General features: G+C 42.7%; 8 protein-coding genes. 1 reads left to right on the forward strand and 7 read right to left on the reverse strand.

Translation table 11 applies throughout. The features are described 5' to 3' along the window. Positions 1 to 7: 7 nt before the first annotated feature. The 4 genes from AAE250_RS08145 to AAE250_RS08160 form a co-directional block, all read right to left on the reverse strand. Positions 8 to 2,161: a hypothetical protein gene (locus tag AAE250_RS08145; RefSeq protein WP_294596150.1), complete on the reverse strand. Its 2,154-nt coding sequence runs from the start codon at positions 2,159 to 2,161 to the stop codon at positions 8 to 10. Continuing rightward, positions 2,158 to 5,205: an alpha-L-rhamnosidase-related protein gene (locus tag AAE250_RS08150; protein WP_294596153.1), complete on the reverse strand. Its 3,048-nt coding sequence runs from the start codon at positions 5,203 to 5,205 to the stop codon at positions 2,158 to 2,160. Before AAE250_RS08150 ends, AAE250_RS08145 begins: the two co-directional genes overlap by 4 nt. A gap of 95 nt (positions 5,206 to 5,300) precedes the next feature. Next, positions 5,301 to 6,809 (reverse strand): RagB/SusD family nutrient uptake outer membrane protein, encoded by a 1,509-nt coding sequence (locus tag AAE250_RS08155; protein WP_294596156.1) that lies wholly within the window; start codon positions 6,807 to 6,809, stop codon positions 5,301 to 5,303. A 17-nt stretch (positions 6,810 to 6,826) separates the two neighbouring features. Beyond that, complete coding sequence (locus tag AAE250_RS08160; protein ID WP_294596159.1) at positions 6,827 to 9,760, reverse strand: SusC/RagA family TonB-linked outer membrane protein; 2,934 nt, start codon at positions 9,758 to 9,760, stop codon at positions 6,827 to 6,829. A gap of 341 nt (positions 9,761 to 10,101) precedes the next feature. Between AAE250_RS08160 and AAE250_RS08165 the strand changes: the two genes are divergently transcribed. Further along, positions 10,102 to 10,833, forward strand: coding sequence for a GntR family transcriptional regulator (locus tag AAE250_RS08165; protein WP_294596162.1), 732 nt, complete (start codon positions 10,102 to 10,104; stop codon positions 10,831 to 10,833). A 20-nt stretch (positions 10,834 to 10,853) separates the two neighbouring features. Here AAE250_RS08165 and AAE250_RS08170 read toward each other — a convergent pair whose 3' ends face one another. From AAE250_RS08170 to AAE250_RS08180, 3 genes are all read right to left on the reverse strand, one after another. Then, complete coding sequence (locus AAE250_RS08170; protein WP_294596164.1) at positions 10,854 to 11,924, reverse strand: TIGR04133 family radical SAM/SPASM protein; 1,071 nt, start codon at positions 11,922 to 11,924, stop codon at positions 10,854 to 10,856. Between the two features lie 8 nt (positions 11,925 to 11,932). After that, entirely contained in the window at positions 11,933 to 12,397 is a 465-nt protein-coding gene (locus AAE250_RS08175) for a radical SAM-associated putative lipoprotein (RefSeq protein ID WP_294596167.1), read from the reverse strand. A 123-nt stretch (positions 12,398 to 12,520) separates the two neighbouring features. After that, entirely contained in the window at positions 12,521 to 14,581 is a 2,061-nt protein-coding gene (locus AAE250_RS08180) for an acetate--CoA ligase family protein (protein WP_294596169.1), read from the reverse strand. Between the last annotated feature and the right edge of the window lie 4 nt (positions 14,582 to 14,585).

Genomic DNA, 14,585 nt, shown 5'->3' on the forward strand with positions numbered 1-14,585 from the left:
TTATATATTAATTTTCAAGTTCTATCCTCAAGTTGTTGGAACAGGCTGGGTTCAAGCTAATACTGTTTTTTCCGTTCACTTTGCCCCAAGACCCCGTATGCACAACCAATTTTTTGCACAAGTTATCGCCTAATGGTTCAACCTTCATTTCGGCTATTTTTCCATCCTGGCTCACTTCTATAGAAAAAGATAATGGACCAAACGGAGTAGCTACTCCACGAAGAGCTGTACGCATTCCTGCTTTTAGCCATTCCCGAGGCATCCCTTCCAGAAGATGCAAATCATTCCCCCTATCCAACTGGAGCAAATGAACCACTAAACGGATAAACTCCGCACTTCCCCAGTTGTGGGGCATGTCACCTACAAAATCACGTTGCAAATCGCGTGGATTATGCTCCTCACGCCACAAGTATACAGGAGATGCATGATTTGCAAAAGCATACAATGATGCTATAGCACGTTCCGGCTCCCCCATCCATAGACAAGCATGTCCATAGAAACTGGCAAAATAATTCCAAATTCCTTCAATAATCCATCCTGTTCCCATCACCATGCCTTCCTGCAGGGTAGTATGTAACATCTTCATCGTACCAACTGCAATTGAATCATTCATCTCAAATATCTGTCCCGGATAGATGCTTTGACAAAATGCCCACAATGCACGTTGTGGCAGACTCCGGTGTTCAGGAACCATCATATTGTTCAAATAATAATTGCCAAAATCATCAACCGCCATATCTCTATGAGCGGCTTTGTGGAATGCAGCAAAGAAATCATCATACTCGGCTTGCCATTTTGCTGCATCTTCCTCAGCGCCAAGCCATCTGGCAGCCTCGATCATACTCTTCAAACCAGCAAGATTCCATACTGTATTCGAATATTCCGGTTGATCAACTCCACCATTCAATCCTCCGTCAATATACCCGGGAGGGATAAGCCCATCATCCAATGGCGTTTCGTTTTCATAAGAACGCTGCCGCAAGACTTTGATATAATCAACAGTCTTGCAAAGGGTCGGCCAAACAGCATGCAGCCATTCTTTATCTTGTGTCAACATAGCATGGCGAACACATGTCCAAAGCACAATGCCATTCTCTTTCCAAAAAGTCTTGTTCAGTTTAGCAAACTCCCCCTCCTTACCCTGGAAGGATAATGCATATTCAATGCCTTTACGTGCTTCCACACCACGTCCTAACAAAGCAGCAGTCTCAGCAAGGAAGGCACCATCTACAATCCACAAGCCACGATAGCAAGTAGGACCTACCTGAAAACTGATTTGCCCATCAACAATTTCCCTGGCCTGCCAAATTCCACGAATGGAAGCATCTACCAGGTTCTGAATTTCGCGGTCAGGCACCTCTATCCTATTATACGGAATGTTTGAATCGTTTTCCCAGAATGCAACAACCTTTTTGCACATGTCAGGGAGCCTGCATAGCAATTCTTGAGGCTCGGACAGCATGGAAGTCATCAAATCCGACTGCAGACCATTATCATAAACCCCAGCCAACAAGTATTCATCGCCCGGGCTTAATGTAACCGGAGCGAGCTCCACAATCGTCTTAAAACTTGCAAGATTCCTACGTACACGAATAACCGGCAGAGAAAAACAGAAATGTTCCTTATCTCTAATTGTAATCATCCGTCCTTCCACCTTTATCTCATGCTCCGAGTTCACCACGACTAAAGGAAAAAATGTATGCTCGGAAAGAGTCCGGTTCTTGATGGAAGTCATCAGAATATCTTCACGATTATCAGTTAGCGGATGCACCAACTTTTCACCAGTCTGCAGCGATTTAGTTGAAGAGTAGACTTCTTGCGTAACTTCCATCCCATAAACAGAACTCCTCGTTGTAGCTATAGGAATACGGGCAGAACGCAAATACTGTGATTCAAAGCGCTGATTCTCATCAGCCATCATATGAATAACTGTTCTGAAGCCTTTCCCCAAAGCATAAGCAAAAAACTTTTTACCTCCATAATCATAAAATAACTGCCCTTGAGGGCCGACTAAGGTTTTATAAGAATCATCGGGTAAAGCCGGCGTCGTCAGATGCCAGTCCGGAGCATAACGATAATCAACCGTCATCTCTTGTCCGACAGCAGGCATGGAACATACCCAAGAAGCTAACAATATAATGATATACCTATCTATTCTCATTGGATACTATTATTTAATTCATGCTTATTTTTACCAACAATACGTCCTATAATCTCCTCACCGAGCACACGAGTCGTTACGGCTGGAGTAATCAAAGTATAACCTCCTCCGCTGTCTCCATGTGCGATGCGTACAACACATGGATATCGTTCCGTTTCCATAGGATAGAGCAAACGCTCATGAGTCCAAGTATAGGCCAACACTTCAAATTGGAGAGGTGCAAAAAGAGCAAAATCCGTATAAGCAGTATTGACAGGCATATCAACTTCGGGTAATCCGGCAAGCACCGTCCCGTCCATAAACTGAATGCCTCGTCCGTTTATTGCAAAGCCAAACAGCCCTTGTTTAGTACTCCATGAATTAAAGAACTGTTCATTTCCCCAATAATTAACTCCCTTCCGCTTCGATACTTCAAGACCTATTTCAGGTAAGTCTTCATCTAAAGCCTGCCAAGCATACCGAGCACCTTCAATACCAACATTTGGACGATTTTTATCTGTCAATCCTTCGCATAACGCATCTTTCATAATACGTATTTCTACCTTATTCTCTCCTCCAAAATTGAAGGCTTTATAAGCAGGCGATGCAGGAGTAAAACGATATATGCGACTAACACGTTTATATTTATGGGAATGCCGGTAGTCAGTACGCGTAGGGTATTCTTGCTTCATATACCGATCCATATCTACATACGAAGCCACAAAGTTTCCATTTACGAAAATAGAATCCAAACCAACAATCTGCCCGATCTCAACAAACAATTCCTTACCATTGAAGTATTGAGGTATTTCAACCGTAGCCTGATAATTGAATGTTCCATTCTTTGAATCCCCTACAGATTTCCAGCCATGAAAATATCTTTTTTCTCTTGCCGGCAGGTACTGCTCCCAATCTACAATGCCACATTGTTCTCCCAGAATACCAGCTCCATCCTCATCATTCTTTTCATTTACTGTAGCACCATAAAAAATCACATTACCACCTCTAGCAACAAATTCTTCCAATGCCACTCGTATTGAAACTCCCTTCTTTGTAGCCAGTGGTAGTCTGTTACCCTGAATAATAAGATGCCGAATATCAGAATGAGCAATCTCAGCCAATCCTTCCACATCTACTTTTTCCGTAATAAACCCAATCGGTTGCACATGAAACTCCGGATCAAAGAACTGGGCATATTTACCAGCTTTGAGTGGCATTACTTTTTTCTTGGTCACCGGAACATAAGACACACTAATGTTTTGGGGGACTTTCTCAACCACCTTCTCAGCTCCAATCACATTTATTTCCTCTACCGTAAATACTTTCTTTATCAACTTACTATCTACAGAAACAAAAACCTTACCTCCTTTGGCTATAATCCTGATAAATCCGCCAGGAACAGGCATCTGACAAGAATAGTCAGTCCAAGTGACCGGTACCTTCGGAACAACGCGTATCCCTTTCCAACCAGGAATCACCACTTCAATTCCCATCAAATCTTTTACAACCACATCCATCAAGTTACCGGCTGCCGTAGGAAAAGCATTCCCCCCATAAGTTGTTCCATCCAAAGCAAGAGTTTCTTCCATCAATCCCGGATATTTTTCATCCTTAATAGTATTGGCTGCCAAACTAAGCAGTCTGTACCCCCCTTCAGGATCTCCATGTTTAAATCGAGCCTCAGCTTCCCAAAGATTCCACCAGGGCCACACTTTCACGTTCTGATCATTAGTAAGAGGCACATGATTCATTTTAGGTAAGATAGTTATTGAACCGAAATCGTTCCAATTATTTTGCTTCAGAAAATCCAAGGTCCGGCTGGTACGCTTACCATCTGTTGCTCCTATCTTCAAAAGCATACTCTGCGAGGGCTGTGCACTACGCTCGCTAATGTTTCCCCATAAAGCCATATTATTGAAATATCCTTTCTGGTCATTCCAATATACAGTATTTATTGCATTTACCGTCCGCTGATACAAAGACTGATAATAAGCTGCTTTGCCGGCATTTCCCAATTCCTGCTCTATCCTATGTGCATACTGCAACATACCCGAGTACATAGCGTTGGCTGCAAGCGTAGAGACTCCATTTGTTGTAAGCATCATAATCATGTGATCCATAAACTCGGTCACATCGATAATCAAACCATCCTCATCATAATCACGGGTAATCCAGAAATCGACCCAAGGGCGCATGATGCAAGCATCTTCAGCCAGTTGCTCCTTGTTGCCGGAATAGAGGTAATAATTCCAAATGGAACGTACTGTCCAGCCGATACCCTCAGCAGTTCCTCCCTGAGACGGGTCATTTGAATTTTTACAATCAGCAGGAGACATCAAATTATAGCGTTGCAAATCATATTCCAATGATTTGCGTGCCTTATCGGCACGACCAGAAGCCAATGCTCCAGGAAGAAGCCCGGAACCCAAATCTCTTGCCCAAATATCAAGCCACCGAAAGAGTTCACACAACATAAACTCTCCATTGAATCCTAAGTCAAGGAGATATTGCGAGAACTGTACAGCCATATCAAGAGTATGATTCGGTGTATTGATTACCAATTTCTCCTGATAGGGTTTGTACAAAATATCTTTTAAGGCTGCATATGTCAATGAACCGGCGACATTCCTTTCCGAAAAAAAGGTTGTACATTTTTTAGCATTTCTGTTTAATCGTTTTTTAAGCCGAGAAGCAGATCTATCCTGCAATACAACTTCTGTTGCAAGATTGGTCTCAACAGCCAAAATAAATCCATACTTAGGGGTAACTCCATAAAGCACGCGCGTACCGTCACTGCCAACGTACTCCACTCCACCGGGAAAAAAGAAGGAGGTCGGATCGTTCAATACAGAAAGCTGAAAAGAATCTGCAAATATCTGCAAACTACCTTCAATCTTCTTTCCCCGCACAGATTTGAAGCTATCAGGATGCGTTTGGATCAAAAAAGTTCCATCTCCCACAAGCCCGGCAATAGATTTGTGAGGGTACTCCAAGGACATTGTATGCTGTGCGAGAAGTAAGCTCCACCCACAAACAAAAATCAGAAATATCAGGCTTTTTTTCATTGACACTCAGCATTTATTGTTAATGGAGAAATTGACTTTCAAGCCACAGTCAAACTGAAATTACTGCAAATCAATTTCTCCATCAAATATTTCAATTAATAACCCGGATTCTGTACCAGACTAGGGTTCTTTTGAATCTCAGCAAGAGGAATAGGGAATACAAAAGTATGCTTATCCGCATCATCTTTATTTGGCTTGAAGTCCCATGTATCGCCAAACGTTCCAAACCGGATCTGGTCATTACGTCTCCAGCCTTCAAAAACAAGTTCAAATCCACGTTCATCAAGCAAGACTTCAAGAGTGAGCTTTTTAATAGCCTTATCCTCTGTCCAAGGATCAAAATTGCGAGATCGCACTTCATTCACAATGGCACGTGCTTCCGGCTCATTGGCTTCACTAATACGAAGCAAGCATTCAGCCTTCATCAATAGAACATCCGAATAGCGGAATATTGCAAAGTCATTGTTCAAATGATTATGCCCACCTTTCTCCGGTTCCCATTTATACAGTCTGGCACCTTCAACCTCTGTAGCATTCTCGAAATTCACCATATCAATAGTAATATTCAAATCATTGCCATTACGGTCTTTAAGCTTTTCTCCTGACGGGCCGTACTGCTGTCCATACATAAACCATTTTTTCCGAATATCTGCTTCATCATACTTATGAACAAAACCGGGTACGGCACACGGTCCATTCCAACAGTCACAATCGAAATCAAAAGTCCTATTGTTGGAATAATGCCATGACATCTGATATGGGATAAAATAACCACGGAAGTAATTATAATCATACGGCACTATCAAAATGTTTTCTTTCGAACCTTCATTCTTCACCTTAAAGTTCGTATTGATATCAGGTTCAAGAATATACTGTCCTCCCTCAATTACTTTATTACAGCAATCCAATGCTTTCTCCCATTGAGGAGTTCCCGTATACACTTCCGCATTGATATAAAGTTTTGCCATCAGAGTATAGCATGCCCATTTGGTGAACTTTCCATAAGTAGTAGTAGTAACCTCCCCTGTCAGTTGATCTTTGATTGCCAACAGTTCACTTTCTACAAAGTCATAAACATCCTTACGGGTAACCCCTTTATTGGTTGGCAGCCCTTCTTCGTATTTGGTTACAATAGGCACACTTCCAATGCCATCGAGCATAACGAAATACCACAATGCCCTCAAACCGCGCAGTTCTGCCATAATACGGTCCTTATCCTGAATATCAACTGTCGTTGTTTCCAAGAGGTTCAGCGTTTTATTAATCGTTGTCACATCAGTGAAATGCCACAAGTTGGGGCACTCTTCTGCCCGCCATTCATGACGATGATAGCGCAGATAAATACCTCCTGAAAGCCAGTCCAGACCACGAGCCGGAATCATATACTCATCCGAGCTAACCATGGTATACCAAAACTGATCATTCACCCAATTGACAAGAGTTCCATAAGCCGGGCCTATAAGCGCATTCATTTCCTCTGTTGTCGTACCAAACTCATCTTGCGGAATAACGCTATACAGACGTTCATCCAAATCTGTACACGACGTACTGAATACAGATACGGTAAAAAGCGTAGCAAAAGCTAATTTATTGATATTTTTCATGATGATTATCGATTTAATTAAAATGTTACATTCAGTCCTAAAGAAAAGGATCTTGTTTTAGGATAATAATTACGCGCATCAATACCAAAAACCAAACCGTCCTGACTCACCTCCGGATCAATACCACTATATTTGGTTATGATAAACAGATTATTGGCTGTTGCCGTCAACTTCAGATTCTTAACCGGCGTTCCCGGTCTGAACTTGAAATTATACCCCAATTGAATGTTCTCCAACCGCACAAAACTGCCATCCTCAATATAATATGAAGAGTATACAAGAGGCTGTTTAGCTATTTTCAAGCCTGTATCAAGAATGTTACTACCCGGCAAACGGTTTGCATCATTCAAATACAAAGCTGTACCATTCAATACATCATTTCCAAATACACCTCTTAATAAGAACGAACAGAAGAAATTCTTATATTGGAAGGAGTGACTCATATTGATGGTAAAGTCTGGTTGTGCACAACCAATTTCCGTACGGTCATCCGCATAAACATATTTTCCATCACCACTAATATCTGCATATTGAAAAATGCCATTCTCATCCTTGCCTATATATTTCGCACCATAAAATGTTCCAATGGGAGAACCCGGTTTAAGAATCTGAGAAGTCTCCTGCAAACCGGTTATAGTTTGGGCTCCAGTATATACAACATCACGTTGGAACTCATCATTTGATAATGACTCCAGCATATTTTTATTGTGTGCCAGGTTTACGCTTACATTCCATTGAAAATCTTTAGTCTGGATAGGAGTCGATTCCAACGTAATCTCGAAACCTTTATTCGAAACCTCACCTACATTGGCCATCATTGTACCATATTGATAGGGAGGAGTCGGTACAGGATAGTTATACAACAGATTTTTAGTATACTTATCATAATATTCAATGCTACCTCTCAGCAATCCATTCCATAGATGAAAATCAAGACCGATATTGAACTGTGAAGTTTGTTCCCACTTCAGATCGGGATTGGCGTTCTGGTTCGGAGTATATTGTGTATAGAATTGCCCGTTACTGTAATAATAACCTCCTGTACCATACATTGCCAATGTCTTATAATTGGGAATATCCTGATTACCTGTAACACCATAAGATACACGCAACTTAAGATCTTCTACAAAGTTGAAGCGATTCATAAACTTCTCCTGAGAGATGCGCCATGCCGCTGAAACTGACGGAAAATATCCCCACCGATTATTAGCACCAAACTTTGAAGAACCATCACGACGCAAGGTTGCAGTCAGCATATATTTGCTGTCATAGCTATAGTTCGCACGTCCATAGAAAGAAATCAAACGATTAGAGTTTTTCTGGCTCGAAATATCACCTGGCAAAAGATTATTACCTGCACCTAAATTATTATAAGTGAACAAATCTGTAACAAATTCACGATTTTGGGCACTAAAACCTTCATTAAAGAATTCCTGAAAAGAATAACCAACAACGGCATTCACTTTATGTTTTTCAACAAATGTCTTGTCAAACGTCAGGTTACCTTCAAGAAGCGACTGATTATCCTCTGAAGTTTCACGCCTGGCAATACCTTTTGCAGCTTCTGCCGGACGAGAAGTCCTGGGAGCATAATATCCCCATAAAAAGTCATTACGCGACATTGACCCATTTAGACCTATTGACAGAAAGGGAAATATCTTATAATCAGCAGCAAGGCGTCCCTGAAGATAATTACGACTTTTATCGGAAGTCAGCTGATTCAGAATGGCAACAGGATTATAATTGAGCATTCCGTTTTCTTCCTTATAACCACCGTTTTCATCATAAATGGGCATTGTCGGATTCAGATTATACGCATAAGTATATACATTTCCATCAGGCACATCATGCCACTTTTCAAATGTACCGTTCAAAGCCAGATTGACGGTCAATTTATCATCAAGCGCTTTTTGTTCTAATGAGAAATTGGCATTGAAACGTTGCAAATCATTACTAAGCATAATACCTTTTTGGTCAAGAAAAGTCACACCTGCACGATACTTGCTCGTCTTACTGCCACCGGTAAGGCTAAGATTATGGCTCTGAGAATATCCTGTACGGAAAATCTCTTTATGCCATTCCGTATTGCCTCCATAATCTGTAGCATTCAAATTATTCTCTTTCACATATTGCCTCCACTGGTCAGCAGACAGCATATCCAGATTATTGGCTATATTCTCAATACTGAAATACCCATTGTAAGAAATGCTTGCCGACCCCTCACGTCCTTTTTTCGTTGTAATAATGATAACGCCATTGGCAGAGCGGGCACCATAGATGGCAGCAGCCGAAGCATCTTTCAGCACAGAAACAGACTCAACATCTTCCGGAGAAATAATATTCATAGAAGCCCCGGGAACACCATCAATAACTACTAACGGGCCATTTCCTCCCAAAAGGGACGTAGTACCACGCAAACGCATCGAAGCGCCAGTTGTAGGATCTCCTCCCGGCTTTGTTATCACAAGACCAGCTACCTGCCCGGCTATCAACTGATCGACAGAAGCCACGACACCTTTATTAAAATTCTTATCCGAAAGATTAGTAACCGATCCCGTCAAATCTTTTTTACGCACTGTACCATAACCTACAGCTACAACCTCTTTCAATGTTATAGATTCATCTTGAAGAGTGACCTTCATTATACCATTAGAGGGAATTTCAAATTCACTTGTTCTCATTCCAATATAAGAAAAGCGCAGACTCTTAAATTCTGCAGGAACTTTCAGTTGAAAATTACCATCCAAATCAGTAATCGCGCCAATATTGGATGCACCTACAACCAGCACACTGGCACCAATAACAGCTTCTCCATTAGTATCCAGTACAGTTCCTTTTACATCTCGCTGCTGTGCAAATGTCGTTACAGTACATAACAGTAACACAATAGCCACAGCTACAAACTTAGAGTAATAACTCCATGTGTTTTTCTTCAGGTTCATAGTTTTCATTCTTGTAAATTATTATATTTAAACAAAGTAAGATAACCACTCATGAAATTAACAGAATCATAAATCTATTTTGCCCGGACAGTTCAAGAGGCAAGGTACCGATACCTCCTGGTATTTATTGCAACTATTATTTTCACTATATGATTTCTACTCTATTTTCTCTATACAAAAGCTTCACTTTTCAAAATGTTATCCTGCAAACAATCCTTTCACTAATCTTATATGTATGAACATATAATTGATTGTGCAAATATATAGATTACTTTTTTATTTCAAAATAATATTTGGATATTTTTTCAAAAAAGAGTAATTTTGCCACATATTTACTTAATTAACAGATTATGACTATAGATCACAACAGCAATAAACCTCTTCATATTCAAGCAGAAGAAGTATTAAGAAAGTTAATAGAAGATGAAGAATACAAGAACGGAAAACTTCTCCCGAACGAGGTTGAATTGTCTGCACAATTAAACATATCAAGGAACACATTAAGGCAAGCTATTAATAAGTTAGTTTTTGAAGGGCTCCTGATCAGGAAAAAAGGATATGGAACGAAGGTAGCCAAGAAGGGGATTGTAGGCGGAGTAAAGAACTGGCTCAGTTTCTCCCAAGAAATGAAAATGTTAGGTATAGAAGTTCGGAACTTTGAGCTTCATGTCAGTTTGAAGAAACCATCTAAAGAAATAGCCAATTTCTTTGATATACCCTATGAGAACAATACAAAACGCTGTGTTGTACTCGAAAGGGTGAGAGGCAACAAAGACTTTCCTTTTGTCTATTTCATCTCTTACTTCAACCCGATTATCCCGCTTACCGGCGAAGAGAACTATACACGCCCACTCTATGAACTATTGGAGACAAACTATCAAATCATCGTAAAAACGAGTAAAGAGGAAATAACCGCCCGCCTGGCAGGCGAACTTATTGCCGACAAATTAGAGATCAAAGCCGATGATCCTATACTTATTCGCAAAAGATTTGTATATGATATTAACAATGTACCGGTAGAATATAATATCGGCTACTATCGGGCAGATAGCTTTACATATACAATAGAAGCAGAAAGATAGAGTATGTTCATACATTATAATCAGGAATGCAACCTCTTATAATGGCAGAACAGCAACTCCCCCTTATCATCCCTCAGATGCATACCATTTCCTTCGCAATAACGGAAGAAATTACAATCTGCGCAGGTACCTTTCTTCATCCACTTCCGGTTGCGGAAAGGCTGGAAACGATTCTCCCACACATCCATGAAATCATCCTGATAAATATTGCCCTGATGGAAATTACTGCGGATGCTGGGACAGGCAGAAATAGAACCATCTGCCAGAACAGAGCCCACGCTGACACCTGCATTGCAAGAAAAGAAATAATCACGTACCTCTCCCTCATAGTTGCCCAAGAAACCCTCACAACCATAATTCACATGCATTTTCTTCTCTCGGCGAACACGCTTGATGAACTCCATGACACCGGTAAATTCCTCATCTGTCAGCTGAAAATCAGGATGTTCTGCTGCACGCCCTACGGGAAAAACAGTGAACAACCGCCAATTGCGGACACCTATAGAATAGAGGGAAGTTTTCAGTTTATCCAGGTAGGGATAATTACGACGATTCACACAAGTCACCACATCCCATACCAGTTCCCGCTCGTGCACCAGCATCTTAATGGCAGTCATCGCCCTTGAATAGCTTTCGGGATGTCCACGCATCCAATTATGGTCTTCGGCAAGACCATCCAGACTGATGGTAATGGCATGAAGTCCGGCAGCCATCAAGCTTTGCAAACGTTGCTCAGTAAGATAAAGTCCGTTAGAAACCATGCCCCACGGATACCCTCGCCGGTACAAAGCCAATCCTACTTCCTCCAAATCATCCCGTACCAATGGCTCTCCACCAGTAATAACAATATTCACTTCATTCGGGTTGACATGCGGAGTAATAGAGTCGATAACCCGCAGAAAAGCTTCAGCAGGCATATCTTTGATATCCGATGTACGCTTACAATCACTGCCGCAGTGCTTGCAATGCAGATTGCAACGCTGCGTACACTCCCAGAAAAGCTGCTTCAGCGGATGCAGCTCCTTCCTGTTCTTACGGATTTTCCGCGCAATCTCCAGCGCCAGACGTTTACGGATAGAAAGAGTAGTCACTGAACTAATTATTCTTTGTTTTCCTTTTTCTTCAGTTTAAAATTCACTTCTTCTTTGCCGGTACCTTCAAACCAGTCATGCCCACCCACAAGTTTCGGGGTTACATCTGTAGAGTCGGCTTTATACACCCCCGACGGATCTTCACAAACGACGCGAAACCTATCAGTCACTCCCCCATTTGTTTCATAAAGATAAGTTCCATCTTTTCCCGTATAAATCGTATCGCCCGAAGGAGCAATACCTATTGCATCCCCTCCGATGAGTACCGCCCTCTTCATCAGAACCCGTGCATTGGACACAGGAGTGTCTTGCTCGGCGTCCACAACTTTACCTTTGATTTCATACTTAGCATAAGGCGACCCGTATTCATCAGGAGACTCCCCTCCTATGCAAGATGCAAAACCCAACAAGGCCAAAGCACCTGACAGCAGTTCATTACTGAGAACCAACAAATTTCTTCTCCCCTTCTTCATAGTATTTCTCTCTGTATTAAAAGTTATAATCTATAAATGCAATCTACAAACAAATACTGCATCAAAAGTATACTTTTTCTATGAATCAATAAGGTTTTATCGTAAAAATATAGAAAATAGTTATTATCGTTCTATTCTTATGCGTGCATCCACTGCTATTATTTGCTTTTCGGTTGCAAGCAACGGGTTGATGTCCATTTCCTTGATTTCAGTAGCAAAACGCAGCAATGTGGAAAGCCGTACGATAATCTCTGCAAATTTATCTTCGTTCACCCCTTTTTGTCCGCGTGTGCCTTTGATTATCTTGTAGGCGCGAAGCGAATGAATCATGGAGTAAGCCTCTTCGTAGGACAGCGGTGCCAAACCGGAAGACACATCCTTCAGCACCTCTACGAAGATGCCACCCAAGCCACAAAGTACCACATGCCCGAACTTCTCCTCATACTTAGCACCTATGAACAACTCCGTCCCTTGCAACATCGGCTGAACCATAATGGCATGCGCCTCGGGAATCTGCATCATACGGTCAAATTCCAAAGCCAAATGTTTGTCGCTCTTGATGTTCAACACTACGCCGCCCACATCCGACTTATGTACCGGCCCTACTACCTTTGCCACAACCGGGAAACCCGTGCGACGTGCAAAGGCAAGCACTTCCTCTTTATTGTCCGATACAAACTCCTCCACAATAGGAATACCTGCCGAACGAAGCAAAGCTTGCACATAATGCGGGGCAATATAGCCGTCCTCGGGGATAGAATCGATGATGCGGCGAATGCGGGGCACATCTACTCCGAACAATTCAATTTCATTATTAGCAGGCCGGGGAGCATTCACAATGCGCGAAAGCGCCGTACCCAGCGTCACCTCATCTGCAAAGTTCACATGCCCTTTGGCAAGAAAAGCCGAAACCTCTGCCCCTGCCGTATTGATGGAAGGAAGGATCGGGAAGATAGGCTTCCGGCAGTTCTGCATCTTCTCGTGCAGCACATCATACATCTCGAACATGGTGACCAGGCCCGGCGTACCGAAAATAGCCATCACAGCATCAATCTCATCGAACTTCTCTTCGCAATATTCCAGGCAGAGACGCAGATGCTCCGGCGTACCTGTAGCAAGGATGTCTATCGGATTCCCTACCGCGGCACCGGGGAAAAGTTTGCTTTTCAGCTCTTCCGCCACCGGGCCTTCCAGCTTCGGCACATTCAGTCCGCCTTTACTCAAAGCATCGGTCAGCATCACTCCCGGACCTCCGGCATGCGTGATGATAGCAAAATTCCTGCCCTTCAATTCCGGCAAGGTGAAGATACAGCCCACCGTCGTCAGCTCCTCACGCGAATAGCATCGCACAATACCTGCCTTACGGAACAAAGCCTCTACCGCCGAATCACTGCTGGCAATGGCTCCCGTATGCGAACTGGCCGCCCGGCTACCGCTTTCGCTGCTGCCTGCCTTGATGGCTGCAATCTTGCAACCTTTCTTAATGAGGGATGAAGCATGAAACAACAACCGATCCGGGTCGCCGATGCTCTCTATATAAAGGAGTTTGATTTTAGAATCCGCTTCCGGGTCAAAGTGCTCGTCCATGTATTGCAGTACATCTTCCACACCTATCTGCTTGGCATTGCCCACCGACCAGACGGAGTTGAACTGCAAGCCTTTGGTCACCGCACTCTCCAGGATGAATACAGCCGTAGCACCGGAACTTGATATCAAGTCCACACCCTGCGGATGCAGTTGCGGGATGGGCTGGCTGAATACGCTGTGATGCCAAGAGTTCATGAAGCCTATGCAGTTGGGACCTATCAGGGAAGCACCATATTTGTTCACGGTATCCAGAATCCTGTTCTCCAACAAAGCACCTTCGTGCGTTTCTTCCCCGAACCCGGCAGAAAGAATAATAAAAGCCCGCACCTGCTTTTCCGCGGCAAGCACCTCCACGGCATCAGGACAAAGCGCAGCCGGAATAGCAAGTATCGCCAAATCCGTATCCGGTATATCCTTCACATCGGCAAAGGCGGCAACGCCCTGCACTTCGGTCTCTTTAGGATTCACTGCACGAAGCTCACCGGTATAACCACCGCTAATCAAATTCTTCAGAATAGCGCCTCCCGGCTTATGTACATTATTGGATGCCCCCACCACAACGATGCTGGCAGGATGCAGCAATTGGCTTGTTATCATAGTC

It is taken from the genome of Bacteroides sp. GD17, assembly GCF_038448625.1.
Taxonomy (GTDB): Bacteria; Bacteroidota; Bacteroidia; order Bacteroidales; family Bacteroidaceae; genus Bacteroides.

What these genes read in the sequence shown, in the direction of transcription:
- AAE250_RS08145 (WP_294596150.1), bottom strand. Translation starts at nt 2,161, where the DNA reads ATGAGAATAGATAGGTATATCATTATATTGTTAGCTTCTTGGGTATGT.
- AAE250_RS08150 (WP_294596153.1), bottom strand. Translation starts at nt 5,205, where the DNA reads ATGAAAAAAAGCCTGATATTTCTGATTTTTGTTTGTGGGTGGAGCTTA.
- AAE250_RS08155 (WP_294596156.1), bottom strand. Translation starts at nt 6,809, where the DNA reads ATGAAAAATATCAATAAATTAGCTTTTGCTACGCTTTTTACCGTATCT.
- AAE250_RS08160 (WP_294596159.1), bottom strand. Translation starts at nt 9,760, where the DNA reads ATGAAAACTATGAACCTGAAGAAAAACACATGGAGTTATTACTCTAAG.
- AAE250_RS08165 (WP_294596162.1), top strand. Translation starts at nt 10,102, where the DNA reads ATGACTATAGATCACAACAGCAATAAACCTCTTCATATTCAAGCAGAA.
- AAE250_RS08175 (WP_294596167.1), bottom strand. Translation starts at nt 12,397, where the DNA reads ATGAAGAAGGGGAGAAGAAATTTGTTGGTTCTCAGTAATGAACTGCTG.
- AAE250_RS08180 (WP_294596169.1), bottom strand. Translation starts at nt 14,581, where the DNA reads ATGATAACAAGCCAATTGCTGCATCCTGCCAGCATCGTTGTGGTGGGG.